General features: G+C 66.7%; 15 protein-coding genes and 1 tRNA gene. 7 read left to right on the top strand and 9 right to left on the bottom strand.

Translation table 11 applies throughout. The annotated features are described in order from the left end of the window. Positions 1 to 13: 13 nt before the first annotated feature. From FK268_RS17405 to FK268_RS17430, 6 genes are all read right to left on the bottom strand, one after another. Positions 14 to 1,453, bottom strand: a complete 1,440-nt coding sequence (locus FK268_RS17405) for a serine/threonine-protein kinase (RefSeq protein ID WP_146436353.1) — start codon at positions 1,451 to 1,453, stop codon at positions 14 to 16. Next, positions 1,453 to 2,967, bottom strand: coding sequence for a peptidoglycan D,D-transpeptidase FtsI family protein (locus tag FK268_RS17410; protein WP_146436355.1), 1,515 nt, complete (start codon positions 2,965 to 2,967; stop codon positions 1,453 to 1,455). The genes FK268_RS17405 and FK268_RS17410 overlap by 1 nt, the downstream gene beginning before the upstream one ends. Next, positions 2,964 to 4,385, bottom strand: a complete 1,422-nt coding sequence (locus FK268_RS17415; protein ID WP_146436356.1) for an FtsW/RodA/SpoVE family cell cycle protein — start codon at positions 4,383 to 4,385, stop codon at positions 2,964 to 2,966. The genes FK268_RS17410 and FK268_RS17415 overlap by 4 nt, the downstream gene beginning before the upstream one ends. Then, positions 4,382 to 5,830: a PP2C family protein-serine/threonine phosphatase gene (locus FK268_RS17420; RefSeq protein ID WP_146436358.1), complete on the bottom strand. Its 1,449-nt coding sequence runs from the start codon at positions 5,828 to 5,830 to the stop codon at positions 4,382 to 4,384. The genes FK268_RS17415 and FK268_RS17420 overlap by 4 nt, the downstream gene beginning before the upstream one ends. Further along, positions 5,827 to 6,291 carry an FHA domain-containing protein FhaB/FipA gene (locus FK268_RS17425; RefSeq protein ID WP_146436360.1) on the bottom strand — a complete coding sequence of 155 codons (465 nt, stop codon included), beginning with the start codon at positions 6,289 to 6,291 and terminating at the stop codon, positions 5,827 to 5,829. The genes FK268_RS17420 and FK268_RS17425 overlap by 4 nt, the downstream gene beginning before the upstream one ends. 96 nt (positions 6,292 to 6,387) lie before the next feature. Then, positions 6,388 to 7,629: an FHA domain-containing protein gene (locus FK268_RS17430; RefSeq protein WP_146436362.1), complete on the bottom strand. Its 1,242-nt coding sequence runs from the start codon at positions 7,627 to 7,629 to the stop codon at positions 6,388 to 6,390. 212 nt (positions 7,630 to 7,841) lie between these two features. Here FK268_RS17430 and FK268_RS17435 point away from each other — a divergent pair. The 5 genes from FK268_RS17435 (at position 7,842) to FK268_RS17455 (ending at position 12,954) form a co-directional block, all read left to right on the top strand. Then, positions 7,842 to 7,927 (top strand) — tRNA-Leu (locus tag FK268_RS17435). Positions 7,928 to 8,336: 409 nt separating this feature from the next. Further along, positions 8,337 to 9,419, top strand: coding sequence for a nucleotidyltransferase domain-containing protein (locus FK268_RS17440; protein WP_146436364.1), 1,083 nt, complete (start codon positions 8,337 to 8,339; stop codon positions 9,417 to 9,419). A 2-nt stretch (positions 9,420 to 9,421) separates the two neighbouring features. After that, positions 9,422 to 10,990, top strand: coding sequence for a ThiF family adenylyltransferase (locus FK268_RS17445; protein ID WP_146436366.1), 1,569 nt, complete (start codon positions 9,422 to 9,424; stop codon positions 10,988 to 10,990). Next, entirely contained in the window at positions 10,987 to 11,463 is a 477-nt protein-coding gene (locus FK268_RS25330) for a M67 family metallopeptidase (RefSeq protein WP_146436368.1), read from the top strand. Before FK268_RS17445 ends, FK268_RS25330 begins: the two co-directional genes overlap by 4 nt. Positions 11,464 to 11,511: 48 nt before the next feature. Further along, positions 11,512 to 12,954, top strand: a complete 1,443-nt coding sequence (locus FK268_RS17455; protein ID WP_146436369.1) for an SAVED domain-containing protein — start codon at positions 11,512 to 11,514, stop codon at positions 12,952 to 12,954. A 220-nt stretch (positions 12,955 to 13,174) separates the two neighbouring features. Here FK268_RS17455 and FK268_RS17460 read toward each other — a convergent pair whose 3' ends face one another. The 3 genes from FK268_RS17460 to FK268_RS17470 form a co-directional block, all read right to left on the bottom strand. Further along, positions 13,175 to 14,083, bottom strand: coding sequence for an MspA family porin (locus tag FK268_RS17460; RefSeq protein WP_146436371.1), 909 nt, complete (start codon positions 14,081 to 14,083; stop codon positions 13,175 to 13,177). 150 nt (positions 14,084 to 14,233) lie between these two features. Beyond that, on the bottom strand, positions 14,234 to 15,169 hold the full coding sequence (locus tag FK268_RS17465) for a hypothetical protein (RefSeq protein WP_146436373.1): 936 nt from the start codon (positions 15,167 to 15,169) through the stop codon (positions 14,234 to 14,236). A gap of 171 nt (positions 15,170 to 15,340) precedes the next feature. Then, complete coding sequence (locus FK268_RS17470) at positions 15,341 to 15,640, bottom strand: hypothetical protein (protein WP_146436375.1); 300 nt, start codon at positions 15,638 to 15,640, stop codon at positions 15,341 to 15,343. 478 nt (positions 15,641 to 16,118) lie between these two features. Between FK268_RS17470 and FK268_RS17475 the strand changes: the two genes are divergently transcribed. Further along, positions 16,119 to 18,764 (top strand): hypothetical protein, encoded by a 2,646-nt coding sequence (locus FK268_RS17475; protein ID WP_146436377.1) that lies wholly within the window; start codon positions 16,119 to 16,121, stop codon positions 18,762 to 18,764. Beyond that, positions 18,761 to 19,705: a hypothetical protein gene (locus FK268_RS17480; protein ID WP_146436379.1), complete on the top strand. Its 945-nt coding sequence runs from the start codon at positions 18,761 to 18,763 to the stop codon at positions 19,703 to 19,705. The genes FK268_RS17475 and FK268_RS17480 overlap by 4 nt, the downstream gene beginning before the upstream one ends. Positions 19,706 to 19,788: the final 83 nt, after the last annotated feature.

The raw sequence follows: 19,788 nt of genomic DNA on the forward strand, positions 1-19,788 counted from the left end.
TGTCCGTTATCCGTCAGTTGTTGGGGCAGGGGAGGGGGATCCCGAGGAAACCGGTGCACGGCGGCTTCGTCGTCGGCTCGCCACCGGTGATGGGCGGCTCCGTCGTCGTGGGCGGCGCAGTCGTGGTGGTGGGCGGCGGCGGGGTCGTCGTCGGCTTCGTCGGAGGCGGCGGCGGGGGCGGCGTCGTGGTCGGCTGCAGCGTCGACGTCTCCGTCACCGTCTTCGGCGGCTGCGTCGTCTGCGGGGTGGGCCGCAGCGCCGTCGAGTTGCCGGTGGGCGGCGGTGCCACCGTGCCCGTCTCGGTCACGCTGGTCGACGGCAGCGGCGTCTCCGAGCCGGTGTCGCGGGTGACGAAGTAGCCGCCGATCGCCGCTGCGAGGAGCAGCAGCACGACGGAGACCCCGAGGATCGTCTTCTGGGCCTTGGTCCAGCCGCCCCCGTCCGAGTAGGACGCGGGCGCCGCGGCCCGCGGCGTCGGGCTGGAGTTGCGCGAGACGGGCTGCGGGCCCGGTCGTGACGCGGGCGGCACGATGGCCGTGGCGGCCGTCTCCGGGGCGCGCGCCGCAGCGGCGGCCGCGGGGGCGGCACCGGTCCAGCCGCGCGGCATCGGCGGCCGCTGCCCTGCCTTGACCGCGGCGACCGCGTCGGCGAACTCGCCGCCGTTCGCGTACCGCTGCCGCGGATCCTTGCCCAGGGTGAGCGTGATCAGCTCGCGCACCGGCGCGGGCAGGTCACCGGGCAGGGGCTCCGGCTGGTCCCGGATGTGCTTCATGGCGACGGTGATCGCACCGTCGCCCGAGAAGGGACGCTTGCCGGCCAGGCATTCGTAGCCGACGACGCCGAGGGAGTAGACGTCGGAGGCGGCGGTGGCGTCTTCGCCGGAGGCCTGTTCGGGGGAGATGTATTGGGCGGTGCCCATGACCATGCCGGTTTTGGTGACGGGTGCGGCGTCGACGGCTTTGGCGATGCCGAAGTCGGTGATCTTGACCTGGCCGGTGGGGGTGATGAGGATGTTGCCGGGTTTGACGTCGCGGTGCACCAGGCCGGCGGTGTGGGCGACTTGCAGGGCCCGGCCGGTCTGTTCGAGGAGGTCGAGGGCTTGGGCTTGGCTGAGGTGGCCGAGGCGGCTCAGGACGGCGTTGAGGGGTTCGCCGTTGACGAGTTCCATGACGAGGTAGGCCAGGGGTGCGCCGCCGGCTTGGTCCTCGGTTTCGCCGTAGTCGTAGACGCCGGCGATGCCGGGGTGGTTGAGGGCGGCGGTGGTGCGGGCTTCGTTGCGGAAGCGGGCGAGGAATTCCTGGTCTTCGGAGAATTCGGCTTTGAGGACCTTGACCGCGACGCGGCGGTCGAGGCGGGTGTCCATGGCTTCCCACACCTGGCCCATGCCTCCGGTGGCGATGAGCCGGAGGAGCTCGTAGCGGTCGGCGATCACCGAGCCGGTCTGCAGACTCATCAGTTCCCCTGCCCGTTCACCGCGGCGCTGATCACCGCTCGTCCGATCGGCGCTGCGAGCGACCCACCGGTCGCCGCCTCGCCCTGGTTTCCACCGTTCTCAATGATGACCGCCACCGCTACCTTCGGATCGTTGACCGGGCCGTACCCGATGTACCACGCGTGCGGAGCCTCGCCGCCGCGCTGGCCCTGGGAGTGTTCCGCCGTACCCGTCTTCGACGCGATCTGCACGGGTCCTCCCGAGCCCTTCGTGTGCTGCTCGGAGGCGATCATCAACTCGCGCATCTGCGCCGCGACCTGCGGCGTGATCGCCTGGCCGAGACGCTTGGGCGAGGTGCCGCCGAAGTTCGTCAAGTCGGGCCCCTGGAAGGAGTCCACCAGGTACGGCTGCATCCGGACGCCGCCGTTGGCGAGCGTCGCCGCGATCACCGCGTTCTGCAGCGGAGTCAGCGCCACATCGAGCTGACCGATCGCCGACTGGCCCGTCTGGGCACCGTCGGACAGGGGACCGGTCACCGACTGCGCGACCCGCAGCGGGATGGGGTCGGGCGTCGAATTGACGCCGAAGTTGTTCGCCATCGCCTTGATCGCCTCTCCTCCGTCCTGCATCTTCGTCGTGGACAGATCCACGAACGCGGTGTTGCACGAGTACTGGAACGCCTGCAACAGGCTGACGGTACCGCCCGACGATTCGGGGCACGTCATCCCCGCGTAGTTCTGGAGCGTCGTGCCGCCACCGCCGGGCAGCGTGATCTGCTTGTCGGCCGTCAGCCGGGTGTTCAGATCGACGCCCTTGCCCTGCGACAGCGCCGCTGCGGTGGTGATGACCTTGAAGGTCGAACCGGGCGGGTACGTCCAGCCGGTCGCCCGGTTGTCCATCGGCTTGTCCGGGTCGTCCTTGAGCTGCTCCCAGGTCTTGCTGACCGCGCTCGTGTCGTGCGAGGACAGCGGGTTCGGGTCGTAGCTCGGGGTCGAGACCATCGCGAGGATCTTGCCCGTCGCGGGCTCGATGGCGACGGCCGCGCCGTGGCACGGGCCGTTCGAACCGCACGCCGTCGACAGCTTCTCGTAGGCGATGCGCTGCATCGTCGGATTGATCGTGGTGACCACGTTGCCGCCGCTCGGGTCGCGCCCGGACAGCAGGTCGACGATGCGCCGGCCGAAGAGCCGGTCGTCGCTGCCGTTGAGCACCGACTCCTCCGCGTGCTCCAGGCCGCTCGAGCTGTAGATCATCGAGTAGTAGCCGGTGAGGGGCGCGTACGCCCGCGCCATGTTCGCCGGGTAGGTGCGCAGGTACTTGTACCGGTCGTCGGTCTTGACCGACTGGGCCATGACCTGGCCGCCCGCCAGGATGGAGCCGCGCTGGCGCGCGTACTCGTCGAGGAGCACGCGCTCGTTGCGGCTGTCGGACCGGAGCTCGTCGGCACGGAAGACCTGCACCCAGGTGGCGTTGGCGAGCAGCGCCACCACGAGCAGGACCACGACGACGGAGATGCGGCGGATCGGTGCGTTCATACGCGCTTCACGATCTCAGTCGGCCGGTCGGGGACCGGCGCGCCGGGCTTGCGGGCGACCTTGGGCTCGCGGGCCGCGTTGGAGATCCGTAGCAGCAGCGCGATGAGCGCGTAGTTGGTGAGCAGCGACGATCCGCCGTAGCTCATGAACGGCGTGGTCAGACCCGTCAGCGGGATCAGCTTGGTGACGCCGCCGACGACGACGAAGAGCTGGATCGCCATCGTCGAGGCGAGGCCGGCGGCCAGCAGCTTGCCGAAGCTGTCGCGCACCGTCAGGCTCGCGCGGAAGCCACGGAAGATCAGCACCAGGAACAGCATCAGCACGGCGGCGAGGCCGATGAGGCCCAGCTCCTCGCCGATGGCGGCCATGATGAAGTCGGTCGAGGCGAAGGGCACCATCGTGGGCCGCCCCGAGCCGAGCCCGGTGCCGGCCAGACCACCCGTGGCCAGCGAGAACAGTGCCTGGGCGGGCTGGTAGCCGATGGTGTCGTACTTCGTGAACGGGTCCTGCCAGACCTCGACGCGCACCCGGAGGTGGGGGAACAGCTCGTACGCGGCGACGGCGCCGACGACGGCCAGGCTCAGGCCCACCACGATCCAGCCGATGCGTTCGGTGGCGATGTAGACCATGGCGAGCACGGTGAAGAAGATCAGCATCGGAGTGCCGAGATCGTTCTCGATGCCGAGCACCGCGATCGCGAGCAGCCAGACGAGCAGGAGCGGCGCGAGGTCGCGGGCGCGGGGCAGATCGACACCCAGGACGCGGCGGCCCGCGGAGGTGAACAGGTCGCGCTTGGACACCAGGAAGGCCGCGGTGAAGATGATCAGCAGGATCTTGCTGACCTCGTTCGGCTGGATGTTGAACAGCGGCGTCTTGATCCAGTTCTTGGAGCCGTTGATCTCCGACAGGCTGGCGGGCAGCAGCGCGGGCAGGGCGAGGAAGACCACCCCGCCGAGGCCGATCGTGTAGGCGTACTTGGACAGCGTGCGGTGATCGCGCAGCAATGCCAGCACGGCGACCATCACCGTGAGCCCCAGCAGCGTCCACAGGACCTGCTGATTGGCCTCCTGCGTGGTCGAGACGCGGCCGCTCTCGGCGTGCGCGTTCCCCAGGTCCATGCGGTGGATCAGGACGAGGCCCAGCCCGTTGAGCGTCGCGACCACCGGCAGGATGATCGGGTCCGCGTAGGGCGCGAACCGGCGCACCGCGTAGTGGGCCGCGCCGTAGAGCACGATGAACGCGACCATGTACTTGGCGAGATCCCAGGTCACGTGCTGCTGCTGCGCCCACTCGACGATCGCGAGCGACGCTCCCGTCACCACCGTCGCGGCGACGAGCAGGACCAGCTCGTAGGTCCGGGAACGGCGGTTCGGGTCGAGCGCTATGCCCGAACCGGGGGTGCTGACGGCCGACGTCACGACGGGCCCCCGCGGCACGGCCGTTCGGGCGTCGAGGTCTGGGTCACCACGCGGGTGACGGGGGCCGGGGGCGGCGCGAGCGTCTCGCCGGCGGGCGGGGCGACGGTGGTCGTCGGGGCAGGAGCGCTCGACGGTGCGTTCGGGTCCTGCGGGGCCTCGATCTCCGTGGTGATCGCGCACCGCTCCATCAGGTTGTCCCGGTCGATGAGGTTCCGGGCCTGCTCACGGGCATCGTCGAGCGAACTCGCGTAGGGCAGCCCGGCGAGGTTCGCCCGTCCGCGGGGCGTCAGGTCGTCGACGGTGAGCGGCGTGCAGCCCTGAGAGGCGTGACCATTGGTGGCAGGGGCGTCGGCGATGCAGACGACCTCCTGCTGCGTGCTGAGCTTGCGGCCGAACAGCGAGACCTTGACGCCGTGCGAGATCGCGATCGTGCCCTTGTCGGTGGACGCCACGAAGTAGCTGGAGTTGACGATGGAGCGGGTCACGATCAGGCCGACGGCGCCGCCGACGAGGAGGACCAGCAGCACGCCGAGGGCGATCCACTTGCGTCGCGAGCGGTTCCCGGGCTCGTCGTCCTCGACGTCGGTCGCGACGACGCGGCGCGGAGCCTTCTTCGGCGGGCGCAGCGCGGCCGCGCGGCCGGCGGCGGTGTTGGCCGGCGGGACGTAGTCCTCGTCGTCGTCGTTCGCCGCGCCGCCCACGATGGGCCGGCTCTGGCCGAAGCTGGTGTCCTCGACGCGGGCCACGACGACGGTGACGTTGTCCGGTCCGCCGGACTTGAGCGCGAGCTCGATCAGCCGGTCCGCGGCGGCGCTGACGTCCTCATCGGCGAGGGCCAGGGTCTCCCCGATGGTCTCGTCGCTGACCACGTCGGACAGGCCGTCGGAGCAGAGCAGGTAGACGTCGCCCGCCTTGGCCTCGCGCAGTGTGAGGGTGGGCTCGACCTCGTGCCCGGTGAGCGCCTTCATGATGAGCGAGCGCTGCGGGTGGGTGTGCGCCTGTTCGGCGGTGATGCGGCCCTCGTCGACGAGGGTCTGGACGAAGGTGTCGTCCTTGGTGATGCGGATCAGCTGATCGTCGCGCCGCAGGTAGCCGCGGGAATCGCCCACGTGGATCAGGCCCAGCTTGGAGCCGGCGAAGAGGATCGCGGTGAGCGTGGTGCCCATCCCGTCGAGCTCCGGATCCTCCGCGACCTGCTCGGCGATGGTCTCGTTGCCGGCGACCATCGCCTCCTCGAGCGTGTCGAGCAGATCGCCGCCGGGCTCGTCGTCGTCCAGGGGCGCGAGGGCGTTGATCATCAGCTGCGAGGCGACCTCGCCGGCGGCGTGGCCGCCCATGCCGTCCGCGAGTGCCAGCAGGCGTGCCCCGGCGTACACGGAGTCCTCGTTGTTGCTGCGGACGAGGCCCCGATCGGAGCGGGCGGCGTATCGAAGGACGAGGCTCACGGGCGCAACTCGATCACTGTCTTGCCCACGCGCACCGGAGTGCCCAGCGGGACGCGGGTGGGAGTGGTGACCTTGTTGCGGGCCAGGTAGGTGCCGTTGGTGGAGCCGAGGTCCTCGACGTACCAGTCGTCACCGTCGCGGGCCAGACGCGCGTGCCTGGTCGACGCGTAGTCGTCGTTGAGCACCAGCGTGGAGTCGTCGGCGCGGCCGATCAGTACGGGCTGCTGGCCCAGGGTGATGCGCGTGTTCGCGAGGGGGCCGTGGGTGACCACGAGGTACTTCGCGACCTTGCTGGTGCGGGAGAACAGGGCCCGACGGGGCGCCTTCGCCTCCTTCTGCCGAGGGCGCAGGCCCGAGGCGAGACGGGCGTCGGTGCGCAGGGCGCTGATGACCAGCCAGATGCACAGCCACAGCAACAGGAGGAACCCCGCACGGGTCAACTGCAACACGAGTCCCTGCACGGTGCCTCCCTCCTGGTCTCATCCGACGCACACTCGTCCCGCACCCGCTGCGCGGGCGCTGTCCACGGGTCTGCTTGCGCGTGCCCGAAGTGAAATCTACTGGAATCGCACCACGATGTCGGAGTGCCCGACGCGGATGCGGTCGCCGTCGGCGAGCTCCCAGTTGGAGACGGGCACGTCGTTGACCGAGGTGCCGTTGGTGGAACCGAGGTCGTTGAGGACCGCGGCGTAGCCGTCCCAGCGGATCTCCACGTGCCGGCGCGAGACGCCCGTGTCGGGGAGGCGGAACTGGGCGTCCTGGCCGCGGCCGATCACGTTGTTGCCCTCACGCAGCGCGAAGGTGCGGTTGGAACCGTCCTCCAGGTAGAGGGTGACGGACTGCGGCTGGTAGCCGCCCTGCGGCTGTGCGTAGCCCTGGTCGTAGGCGGGCTGCTGCTGGTAGCCGCCCTGGTCGTACGCGGGCTGCTGGGGCTGTGCGTAGCCCTGGTCGTAGCCGGGCTGCTGGTAGCCCTGGTCGTAGGCCGGCTGCTGGTAGTTCTGCTGGCCGTAGTTCTGGTCGTACCCGGGCTGCTGGTAACCCTGGTCGTATCCCGGCTGCTGGGGCTGTGCGTAGCCCTGGTCGTAGCCGGGCTGCTGGTAGCCCTGGTCGTACGCGGGCTGCTGGTAGTTCTGCTGGCCGTAGTTCTGGTCGTACGCCGGCTGCTGCTGGTAGCCGCCCTGGTCGTAGCCGGGCTGCTGGTAGCCCTGGTCGTATGCCGGCTGCTGGTAGTTCTGCTGGCCGTAGTTCTGGTCGTACGCGGGCTGCTGCTGGCCGTAGTTCTGGTCGTACCCCGGCTGCTGCTGCTGGTCGTAGCCCTGGTCGTACTGGCCGCCGTGCCGTCCCTGGTCGTATCCGGGATTGTTGCTCATCGAATCGGCTCCTGATTCTGCAGGTGGTCGCTGGGGTACAAGGTTCTGGGGGACTGCATCCGGATCCACGGTGCCGCGGGCCCGGAACTGGCCCGTGTGCAGGCCTGGTGACTGCTCGAAGTGCACGACCACGTCACCATAAGTCTGCCAGCCGTTGTCATGGATGTATTCGTCGAGGTGCTTCGAGAAGGCACGGATCGCGAGCTCGCGGTCCGCCTCGAACGTCTCCTGATCGGTGGGGGAGACGGCGATGACGTACTTGTTGGGTACCAGGTACGCCCCGTCTCCGAGGGTTTGCAGCTGATCCTCAGCCTCGCGTTGGAGAGCGGCCTCCACTTCCTGGGGGACCACCTTGCCGCCGAAGACGCGGGCGAAGCCGTCGCCCACCGCGCCCTCGAGCTTGCGCTCGAACCGCTGCAGGATTCCCATGGAACGACTTCCCCCTTCCTCAGCGTGTCGTGATGCATGTACTGACCAATGATGATAGCCGCGATCTGCGCACGACGACGTCAGCGTAACCCCATTGGTCCCAACTGTCCCTTTGGTAGCACGTACGACGGTGCTGCGGCAAGGTCGGAGCCCCAGGTAGCGGTCCGATTTCGCACCCCACGTCGAGTCGTGTTAATCTTCTCCGGTCGCTCGGGCGAGTGGCGGAATGGCAGACGCGCTGGCTTCAGGTGCCAGTGTCCTTCGGGACGTGGGGGTTCAAGTCCCCCTTCGCCCACCACGAGCAGTTCCACGAACTGCCAAACCCGAGATCACGAACTCGAAAGAGCTGGTGACCTCGGGTTTTCTCGTCTCTGAGACGCTAAGGCGATCGCGGCGGCGTTTTGAGAGTGACGCAGTCGTGCCAGACCTGCACCAGGTGCCGACCGCGCACGCAGCGTATCCGGCGTGACCAACGGCGCCGCTTGCTCCAGGGGGGTGCCGGTGGTCTGGTCCTGCGCTGCATCCGGTCGCCGGAATGGATGTTGAACCGCATCGCATTGCCGGGACGCCATCAGACGATGGATCTGCGCTTGGGTACCGGCGGAAGCCCGCCATGTCGTTGCGAGCTTGATTTACACGGGGGCTGTCGGTGACGTCGCGTACCGTCAGCGACATCGAGTCAGGTGAATGTCAGGAGATCGACGCCAATGGAGACGCTAGATAACGAGTTCGCCCAAGCAATCCGCAACGTCACTGTTAGCGGCGTCAAGCGCGACCGTGCAATTTCGGCACACACTGAGGTCCGTGCGCTACTCGAAGCCGATGCGGAATTGTGCTCGTGGGGCGTTGATTCGATCCTGATCGGCTCCTACGCCCGACAGACCGCCCGATACCCGGGCAAAGACGTTGACGTTTTCCTCCGTTTCAAGGACCTCTCTGTCCGCCACAACCCAGAGAAGGTCTACGACGCTGTCGAGCGCGTCCTCATCGCACAGTACGGTCTCAAAGACCGCGACATCGACGGCCGCGTCGCACGCCAGGCCCGGTCTCTCAAGATCGATTTCCCGGACGCCGACGACGACCTGAGCGACAACTCCTTCTCCATCGACGCCGTCCCCGCCGTCCCGTGGGGCGAACACTGGGGAATCCCTAACCGCGACCGTAACCAGTGGAATAGCGAGGAAAAGCGCTGGATCAAGACCAACCCGGTCAAGTTCGCCGACGACACCAATGCAGTCGCCGTCGCGACGTGGAGTCCGACCGTGGGCACCGGCAACGCCTACCGGCCAGTGGTCCGACTCCTCCGCCAGATCCGCCACGTCCACTTGGGCCGGCAGCGACCCGGCGGCCTGTTCATCGAGGTCGCTGTCTACTACGCATGGAAGGAGCGACTTGTCGCCGGTAGCACCTGGGCTGAACTGTTGATCTCCACCATGGAGCAGGTCGCCGAGCGGTTCGAGATGTGCGCTGAAGACGGCCTCCTCGACCCGGTGCTCGGTACGCCGATGGCACCCGGCCTCGACTCATGGCAGTGGACGGCCGCCGCCGACCGGTTTAGCCAACTCGCCGCACAGGCCCGTGAAGCACTCCACTCCGAGCGATGCCGCGCAGCGAAAATATGGCGCGACATACTCGGTAGCAACGATCGTGGTCAGGTACTCCCTCTCCCCGATGGATGCGACGCCAACGGGTTTCCCGTGGGGGCTGTCACCGCTGTTAGCGCAGTCGGGAGCAACGACCCGCGCGGGTTCGCTTACCTCCCCTGGCTCAGCCGACGTCACACGTATTAACCGTGGAGACCTACGACGACGCAGCGTTCGAACGGTTCTGCGCCGGCCTCGTCAACGAAGGGTTCTCGCCGGTACGTGACACCGGTCAGGCTAAGTGGACTGGCCCACTCCGCGAAAGCTTGCAACCACTCACTGACGCAACCCGCATGCAGATCCACTTCCATCAGGGCTGGCCGCTTCGCTACGCGCACATAACAGTCCCCCGGTTCAAGGCCGAGCACGCTGGACAGGGTGTGATCTGCCTTTGGGCTGACGACGACCCCGCCCAGATCGCTGGCCGGGACCTCCAAACTTTCTGGCAGCGGGTCGACGAATGGGCCCAGACCGTTCAGCTCGGCTTCCGCCTCGAAGACCGCGCCCTCGACGCCTACCTCCTCTTCGACGAGATCATCGGGTACCAGGCCGAATTGCCCTTCGGCGACCTCATCAGAGCAGGTACCAATGGCTACCGCGCGCCCCTCATCGCAACAACCCGAGGCGACCGTCTCCTAATGATCGAGCGGGCACCCAAAACCGCACCCGAGCCTAAGGAACCGGCCTCGCTCCGCGGAGCGTTCTACCTTCGGCGACACCTCGAGACACCTCCGCGTGACCTCGCCGGCTTTCGCGCGGCTCTAACCCGCAAGCAGACCCGCGACCTCAACCACGGCCTCGCCAGCAGGACAGACACAGCCCTTCTAGATCCCAGCGGCGGCTACGACTTCGCCGTCCTCGCCTGGCCCCGTTACGACAGCGATCACGACGCGGTAGTAGTTATCTTCAAGGGCGCCGGAGACATGCTTGAGGCGTCAGCAATTGCTGCCACTCCCAGCGACCTCGCTGCCCGACAACGACGCGCGGGGCCAGACGCCATCGCCCTCGCCGAGACGCGAATCCTCATCGCCGGAGCTGGATCCGTCGGAGGGCACGTGGCCCTCGGTCTCGCCACCAGCGGAGTCGGCACTATTCGCCTCCACGACCGCGACCACCTCACGACCGCCAACCTCGTCCGCCACGCCAGCGGCAGCCTAGGCGTCGGCTACAACAAGGCCATCGCAATGGCCGTAGCCATCGACCAGCACGCCCCCTGGACAACCGTCGAACCCAAGACCGACAACCTGCCCGACAACCCATCCCAGCTAGCCTCAAGGATCGAGGGGTTCGACCTGATCATCGATTGCACCGGCACCCTCCCGTTCACCGCAGCCGTTGCCGAAGTTTGCCGACGCACCAACATCCCGCTTATCACCGGAGCGCTCTTCCATCAAGGAGCCATCGCGCGCATACAACGCCAAGCCGATGGTGACACGCTCATCGCCGCCCGCCCCAGCGACCCGACCTACAACAACCTGCCACCGGAAAACTCGCGCGAACTAAACGCAGGATTCCTCGAATTGGGCTGCACCGCACCGGTCAACAACGCCCCACCGACCGCCGTTCTCGCGACTGCCGCCGACATCGCCCTCGCCGCAGTCGACTTCCTCACCGGCCGGTGCGACCGCCCAGACGAACGCATCCTTGTCTTCCAGCCCATGGCCGCCCCATTCGACGTGACTGGGAATCACGACCATCAACTGGGCGGGAGCGAATGAACCGCAAGGCCGCCCCCCCGATCCTTCTGCTCTCAGAATCGGCCCAAGCCACAATGCTGGGTGCGGCCGCCACCGCACACCCCAATGAGACAGGTGGCATCCTCATTGGAGTCCACACCGACGGCGGCGACCCCTGGGTCACATGCGCCATGGAGATTGCTACCAACGACCGCGGCCGCCGCCACTACAAAATCCCGCCCGGAATCACCCAGCCCAGTGTGCACGCTGCTCGGCGAACGGACCCGAGAGTTGGCTACCTCGGCGACTGGCACAGTCACCCCGCCGACGTCGGCCCCAGCCCGACTGACCTCGCAACTCTGGCCATGTACTCGATCAAGCACCCCCGGATACCGAACCCCACGCTCATCGTTGTCAGGAACACTCCGATCGGGCGTGCCCTTGACGTCCGCAGAATCGTTACCGTGGCACCCCGCCCTTGCGAGGTCCAACTCACCGGCGATCTGCCCAAATAGCTTTCATCACCCGTCACAACACAAGGCGAACAGCTCCGAGGAGTGAGAATGACCAGGAATCAGATGCCGAGCGCGAGCGGCGTCCGCATCGCCGGTGACGATTATCAGTGGCTACACGCCTGGCGATCCTGCCTGGAAGCCCTCCATGAGAATTTCGTCGGTAACAATGCGAACCCCATCGTGGCCGTCGGCGTCGAAGAATCGGGCGTCGGCAACGGAGATGACGTCGTTCTTCATCGAAAGCAACCACCGAATACCTACACACAGGTCAAGTACGCCGTCGACAACCGCACAGCGGTCAACCTGGAATACCTCGCGACCAGCGGTATCCTCCGCAAGATGCAGCAGACCTATACCGGGTTGATCGCTGACGGAACGCCCGCAGAAATGCGTCTCATCACGAACCGCAACGCCGACCCCAACGACAGCCTCGTCGCGGACCGCGACGGACGTGACGGACGACTGGTACCCAGAGCAACACAAGGCGGACCTAATTCCGACCGTGGCAAAGCCCGAGTCGCCTGGGCCGCAGAAGCCCAGACCGATGAGGAGCATCTACTCGACTTGCTCACGCACCTCCACTTCGACATCGCCTACGACCTCGATCGGCTCCGCCGAGACGTCAGCCTCCTCATGACCGCCAACGGCCTCCGCTCGGACCCGACCGCCGTAGAGCTCGGCGCTGATTGGGTGTCTAAACAAGTCATAGCAGGCCACCGGCGAATCTCGCTCGACGACATCAAGCGTGCCATCACAACCCTCGGCCTCCACGCCGGATCGCCGTGGACAACGATCTCCATCGCCACCATCACCCACGACTACCTCGCAGAACAGGCGGCCGTGAGTATCGACTGGGTCGACCGCATGAGTGGCGTCACGGACTGGACAAGAGTCGAGCCTGCCCAACCTGCATCCTGGAACGAGCTCGCGACTGACATTCGGTCGATCCCCAGCCGACTCGGTTCGAACAAGCGCATTCTCGTAACCGGTCACATGCGTCAAGCAACTGGATTTCTCGTCGGCACTGAGCTACGACGTGTCAAGGGATACGAAGTTGGCGTGCGCCAAGGCGATCAACTATGGACTGGCGAGGAACAAACAACCAGCGGGACTATCACCCACATGCGAGAAGACGCCGCGGCCGCACCTGGCACAGCGATCATCGTCAACATCGCGGCCGACGCGGCTGCCGATACTATTGAGTGGATTCGAGAGTCTGCCCTCCCTGTCTCCGAAATCCTTACCGCCACCCCCATTGCAGGTGTAGGGCCAAAGGCCGTCCCCAACGCGGCCGCCGCAAACAGCCTTGCCATCGACATTCGCGACCTCGCCCGTCGCCACGCACGAAACGGCGACCTGCATCTGTTTCTGATCGGCCCCCTTGGCGTAGCGGTACTCCTCGGACACCACTGGAACAGGCTAACCACCACGCACGTCTACGAACATCTCGGTGGCGTCGATTACACGCACGCGTTCACCGTCGAGGCGTGACCCCGGCTCCCTCGGTCCAGCATTGTGCCAGGATGGACCACTCATAAGGGTGCGAGTGAGCGCACAGTCGCGCGAGATCGAGTGACTCTTGGATCGGCCAGCCTGCTTACGCAAGCTGGTGTGTGGTGCGAACCGCATGTTCACCAGCCGACATGTGCAGCTGGCTTACGGCCTCGTCACTGCTGCCGGTGCAGTCCTGCACCACCCGCTACAGGGACTTCTACCGGTTCTGCTCCGGACGGGACAGGAAGATCGGCTTGCCGAAGGTGGTGAGGGTGTCGTCGGTGGCGTCGGTGCTGATGGCGACGGTTGCGTAGGTGCGGACTTGGACGCCTCCGATGCAGTTGTCGACGGCGATGCGGATGTCGCGGGACATGACCTGGGCGTTGGGGCCGACGACGGCCTTCTTCGCGTAGGGGATGTCCTTGGTGGTACCGGGCTTGAGGATGCCGGAGATGTTGCCGGTCTCGGTCACGGTGTCCGACAGGGTGCCGGAGAGGGATCCGGTTCCGGTGCCGGAGACGCTGCCACCGCCGGAGCCGCCGTTGGAGCCGCCCTGCCCCTGCCCGGTGACAGTGCCGGACGCAGTCACCGTCGGCGTGATCGACGCGGTGGTCGCGTTCGACAGCGACCCGCCAACGGTCAAGCTGTCCGCGGTCACGGCGCAGCCGACCTGGACGCCTGTAGTGAGGGTGGCCGACTTGATTCGACTGGTGGGCTTACGCTTCGGGTCGTTGGGGTGTTCGGCTTCGATCTTGGCCTCACCGCCTACGGAGCTGAAGCCTTCGAAACTCTGGGGCGATCGGTTCAGCGGCGGAACGGAATCGAGCTTCTCCCCGAACTTGGAAACGGTGACTTTCCAACCGTCGCGGGTGACCAGTTCACGGCTGGTGTCGGCGAACTCTCCGTCGCGGATCTGCCCGGGGACCGGGACGCGCATCCGCGGTGCGGGTGGAGGTGTGACTGCGTTGGCGGCGGGTTGGGCTGCCGCTGCCGCGGGGATCGGCTTGGGTGCTGGTGCTGGGGCAGCGATGGCGGGGCCGGCGGCGAGCGTGAACGCTGCTGCGGCGGCGCAGAGCGCGACGAGCGATTTCGATGCCGCGGACGTGCGGGTGCGTGTGCTGGTCATGTGTGAACGGTCTCCCCCTGGGTGAAGTCAATCAGCGATGTCACATCGTTAACAACAGCCCCAATAGCAACATGCGTAACACTGGTTTGGCAACCCCGAGCACGTCACACGTGTGTGTCCCGCGCGGATATTGATTGAGTGTCGAGGTGTTTAGCTGGTGAGGATGCCTGCGATGCCGGCGGCGATCACGCCGATGACGATGAGGCCGATGACGGTGGCCATGATCAGCCGGTGTGTGGTGAGTTGCCGCTGCGCGGCGGTGTGGGAGGCGTCCCAGAACGGCAGAGCTGGGCTGGGAATGTGCTCGGCGGTAGCGCCGTCGCCGAATCGGTAGGTCTGCGTTGTGGTGGTGACGATGGCTGAGGGGAGGGTGTGTAGGTGTCTGCCGCATGCGGTGAGCTGTTGCCAGGTGTAGAGGCTGTGCGGGTCGGGGTGGGTGTTCCAGCGCGCAGCATCGGCGAGCAGCGCGGTCCGGGCTTCGAGAGCGGGCCGATACTGCTCGATGAGCGGGGCGGCTCTGCCCCACAGGGTGGCGATCTTCGGGTCCGCCCACCGCACCATCGATCGGACCTGCTCGAGCTGGGCCGCAACTGCGGTGATGAGGCCGGTCGCGGAGAGCAGGTCCGCCGCGTCGGCAGGAAGCTCACCGTACGGAACATCGGTGGCCACAGGAATGCCGGTGATGGGGTCGATGCCGCTCAGTTGCAGGATCGCGGTCTTCAGTTCCGCGGTCAGCCGCGCAGCAGCGAAGGAATCACCCGCAGGCGCACTGTCGCTGCCCGACGGGTTGTCGCGGTTCTCGCCTGGGCGTGCGGGGTCGGGGTGGGCGAGGAGGAACTCAGCTGCGTCGATTCTGGCTTTCAGATCCAGCGCCGCGGCAGCGGTGGGACTCTGCTCGTCGGTGAACAGGCGATACCAGTCACGCATCGACCGCACAGGTGCTCGATCACCCGCTGGGCCATCGAGCGGGTGGTTGTGGTGTTCGCGGGTGCGGAGGGTGAGCCAGATCAGGACCGGTGCGATGGTGTCGAAGCGGTCGGGAAGGTGTCGGCCGGAGCGCCAGTTCGATAGCCGCTGGGCGGTCACGCCGTGGGCGCCGGACGTGTTCGCCGCGTCTGCGGTGTCGGCGAGGGTAGGGCTACCGGCGGCGGTGAACAGTTCCCGCAGCGCCGAGCCGAACCCACCCTCGCCGGATCCATGCGGCGGCGTCGATGACAGCGGAGGAGGTGGTGGCGGTACGGCGGGTGGTGTGGGCATCTACTTCGCCGCTGATGGTGGGCGGCGTAGTGCCTGCCAGAGGGCGGTGGCGCCGGCGACGGTGAAGTGGCTGGCGATCATCATCGCTAGCACGAAGGCAAGGAACACCCAGGGCATGCCGATCTTCGCCCCCCAGCTGTTGAGGTGGGAGACGGCGAACGAGCACCCGATCAACAAGGCCGCACCGAACAGCAGGCCGATCAGCTTTATCGCCATCGCCCGCTGCGCGTCCGCCGCCGCCTCCGCCGCGGGGTCACCGCCCACCGGTGGTGCTGCCGTGTCCGACACCTGCTGCGTCACACAAATCCCCCTCGTTCCGAGCCCCGAAGCAACCCGAGCACCACTCACTGCTGGCGAATCAACGGTTGCCATCACCGAACATCAACGCACGTTACACCCTGTCGCACCTATACGCCCCCACGGCGCCCGACAGTCCGGTAAGCCGGAATACAGACCCCCTTGAAAGGGTCTGTATTTTACAGACCCCGGTCTGTGTTCGGACACATTTATGGCCTCCCAGCTGCGGTGATGACATGTGGTGGCGGTTTGGGGGTTGACAAACCTTACTGGTGTGGTTGATTGCCGGGCATCACGCGACGAGTTCCGTCGCATCCCCTGGTTCATCCCCTCTTCGAGGAGCTTGTCGATGTCAGAAAGCAGCAGCCCCAACCCTGGTGGCTCAGCCGCAGGCGGGCGCCCGCCGCAGCCCACACCGCTTCCTGCGGGTGGCCCGCGGCACGCCCGCAACACCCCCGCGGGTGATACCGCCCAGTTCCCGGTGCAACGCCCCAACCCGAGCGGGGAGGCTGGGCAGCGACCCCAACTGCTACAGCAACGCCTGCAGGGCGCGTTCCTCACGATCATCGGCCTCGCCGGGCTCGTCGGCGGTGTCCTCTTCTCCATCGAGGCACCCCGGTTCACCCCGGTGCCGGTGGTGTTCTTGACCTTCTGGCTCGTCATGGTCATCGTCGGCCGGATCCTTTTCACCGGCCTGAACAAGCTCCGCGAAGCCGGCGTCGGAGCCCCGGCCCCGCAGCAGGTGCGCGCCGCCGCCGCCGTCGCCGGCATCGTCGTCGCGGTCGGGATGATGGGATTCGCCGCCACCACCACAGGCAGTGGTGTTGCTGCTGCGGCGCCGTGCCCCGGCGGCGGACCCGCCACCTGCGGACCCACCGGACCGGAACTGACCTTCGCTCCCCCGACAGGCCAGGCCACAGCCCCCGGACAGCAGCCAGGCCAGCAGGGCGGCCAGGACCAACAGGGCATCGCCACCTCCCCCGCGAAGGGCGGCGACAACGGCCCCGGCATCCAAGCCCAAACCCCCGAGTTCGGCACCCCCGGCCAGCAAGCCCCCAACATCCCCGGCAACGAACAACCCGGCCAAGGCGGCCAGCAGCAGCCGGCGCAGGGCCAACAGACCGGCCAGCAGAACCCGGTCCGCACGACCGCACCCGGACGCCCAGACCAGACCGGCCAGCAGCAGACCAGTCAGGCGACGCAGTCTGGACAGCCCTCCCAGTCAACGGTGACCGTCACGCAGACCCAATCGCAGTGCCCCGCTCCCGGCGCAGCCGGCAGTGGCGGCGCCCCCGGTGGCGGCAACGGTGGTCCCGGTGCGCCCGGCACGGAAGGTGGCAGCGGCCCCGACAACGGCGGTGAGAGCAAGGACGGCGCACCGTCATGGTCCTACCTTGTCGCCGAAGCCACCGGTGTCATGGCCGGCCGCAAGCGAGGCGGCACGACGGGTGGGGCAGGTTCTCCACTAGCGGGTCCGGCGACACCGTCACCCACAACATCGGATGTGCAGCCCTCGCAGCCGTTGTCGGGGCTGGTCTCACAGCGATCTGACGGGTACCAGGAGTGGACAACTGCTGACGGTCGGCAGACGCTGATCCTGGAGGAAGGCGCCGGGTCGCCGTCCAAGTACCGGTTTCAGCTACCGGTTCCGCAGGGCGGACGAGCATCGGTAAACCCTGATGGCAGTGTTTCGATCACCGACAGTGCGGGGCGCGTGGTTAACACGGTCAATAAGCCGTGGGCCTACGACATGGCCGGCCGCGATGTGCCGACATACTTCACTCTGGACGGTAATGAACTTATCCAGCACATCAATCGCCCGGTCGGCGACGACCTTCCTATTCTGGCTGATCCGAGCTACACCAACCCGCCCGACCCTGCCGGTGGAGTAGGAGCGTGGATCCCTGCTGGTGAGGGAATCTACGAGCCGGATGGGACATTGCGGGGATGGGCCAATTTCCAGGGATGGGCCACAAAGATCGACCCCCGCTACGGCTACGGTGTCCCGGTCTCCCCAGACCTCCGTAGCGGAGGTGTGCTGAAGTTCGACGGCCACGGTTACAGCCCCAGCCAAGGCACGGAAATCTACAGCGACGCCAAGCTCGGCTACGCGAACGCACTGCGAGCAGCACTGGACCGTATGAGCGCCAACGGCGGCGACTATCCGATCGCCCCTGGGTCGAAGTCCGGGGGTTCGATCAATAAGCTCATCAACAGTATCCTTCAGCAGCAGGAAGCGCTCTCTCAAAACGGCGTCGACACCACTCAAGACGGCCCGATCCAGCACATCATCATCACCAGCGAAGAAGACGTCCCCGACCTAATCCGCCAATTCTTCAAAGACCACAAGTACCTCGATGAGGAGCAGCTTGATCCGGTGCGGATTATGCATGCTCCGGACTTCACCGAGGAGTTCCCCGACTACACACCGAACCCGCCCAATGAGGCGGTCGAGGGCGCCGTCAGCGAGGGAGCACAAGTAGCGACAGAGGCTGCTACACAGGCGACCTCTGAGGCGGGTGAGACCGGCGCTCAAGCAGCCAGCACCGCCGCCAGCAGCGCGGCCGATACCGCCGCGAGTGGGACCGGATCCGCCGTCTCCACCGGCACGCAAGCGGCAACCGAGGCAGCGGAAACAGCGACCCAGGCAGGTACGCAGGCCACCAGTCAAGCCGCGAGCACCGGGGCCAGCGAGGCTACGGAGGCCCCCGCTGCCGCCTCGCAGGCGACTGAGGCTGCGGCGGCCACCGCGGACCCGAACACTCTCGAAGGGGTCAACGCAATCCGCGCCGCCAACGGCATGCCTGCACTGACAGCGGAAGAGTTCACCCCACCCAGCCAGGCCGGTATCAATGGCACTGGTCAGAGCCTGCAAGGCATACCCATGAGCGAGATGCCGAGCGCACCGACCTCCGCCGACGGCACACCCGACTGGGGCAAAGCCGACTGGTCCAAGGTCCCCCAGGCGCAACGTCCCTTCGACCCGGAAGAGCCTTTCAAGTACATGCCCCCGAACGAGGCCGCCGACGTAATCGGCGCGGCGAACCGAGGCCGAGCCAACCTCATGCGCCTCGGTATCGCCGAAGCAAGCGCCGAAGAAGCAGCCGAAGGCGAAGAGGCAGAATGACCACCAACACCCACCACCACACCGCCGCCGCCGGCCACGATGGGAGCCACGCAATGACAGCACCACAGCCATCAAATACCCCCTTGCAGGATCCCAACAAGCACTGGTATCCGAGCCTGCACTTCCGGTTCGCCGACCGAGCCGAAACCTTGGAGCAGGGTGCGGCGATCATCTCTGCGCTGCTCACCGGATTCTCCAAGATCCCCAGCTGGGGCACCGGAACCTGGACTCTGAGCGACGACCACGTATCCCTGGCCAGCCTTGACCCCACCGGGGTCGAGGCCGCCCTCGACCACTTCAACGGCCAGGACGAGCGCACCGGCTGGACCTTCCACAGCACCGCAAAGATCAGAGTCGAGTTCCGATTCGGCATCCCCGCCCGAGGACGACGGACCGGACCTGAACGCTTCCCGCATAGAAGAGACTGGAGCTGTGGTGTCTCCCTAGGGGAACCCAATGTCCCCAACGCAATACCGCCCGAGATGTACACGGGGGATGCACTCCTTGCGGCTACTGCCGTGTTCGGCGACGCCATCACCGAGCCCAACAGTATGGTCGCCGGCTACTACTCAGCCTCCCAATACGACTCTACAAAGTCCGATCGTATCCACGCGCTGGAACAGGCAAAGAAGATCGAAAAGGTGGACTGGTCCAAACGGCGCCGTCTGTCGTGGCTAACGGGCCTGCCTGTCTCGACACCAATTGACCGGTCGCTACTCCCCGACACCGCGACCACCTGGGAGCACGGTGGCCTCAACTACGTCCGCCTGTGTGAGGACCCGAGCCAGGTCACTGCCCGTCAGATCGGCGACCTCTCAGAGGCGATCGGCCTTCCCCGCATCGAGCGCATCGTCGACCTCACCGGCCTGACCAAGGAACAGGCACGCGCCTACACCGGACCGATCTTCCTCGACCTCCCCGACGCGCAAGGTTCGAGCTAGTGGGCTGGATGGTGTGGCTATGGAAGTATCGGGACGGAAAGGAAGTGCCCCTCGATCTCGATCTGGCACGTCGGATCAAGGGC

Origin of the sequence: Tsukamurella sputi (assembly GCF_007858445.1) — a bacterium.
In the GTDB taxonomy this organism is placed as follows: domain Bacteria; phylum Actinomycetota; class Actinomycetes; order Mycobacteriales; family Mycobacteriaceae; genus Tsukamurella; species Tsukamurella sputi.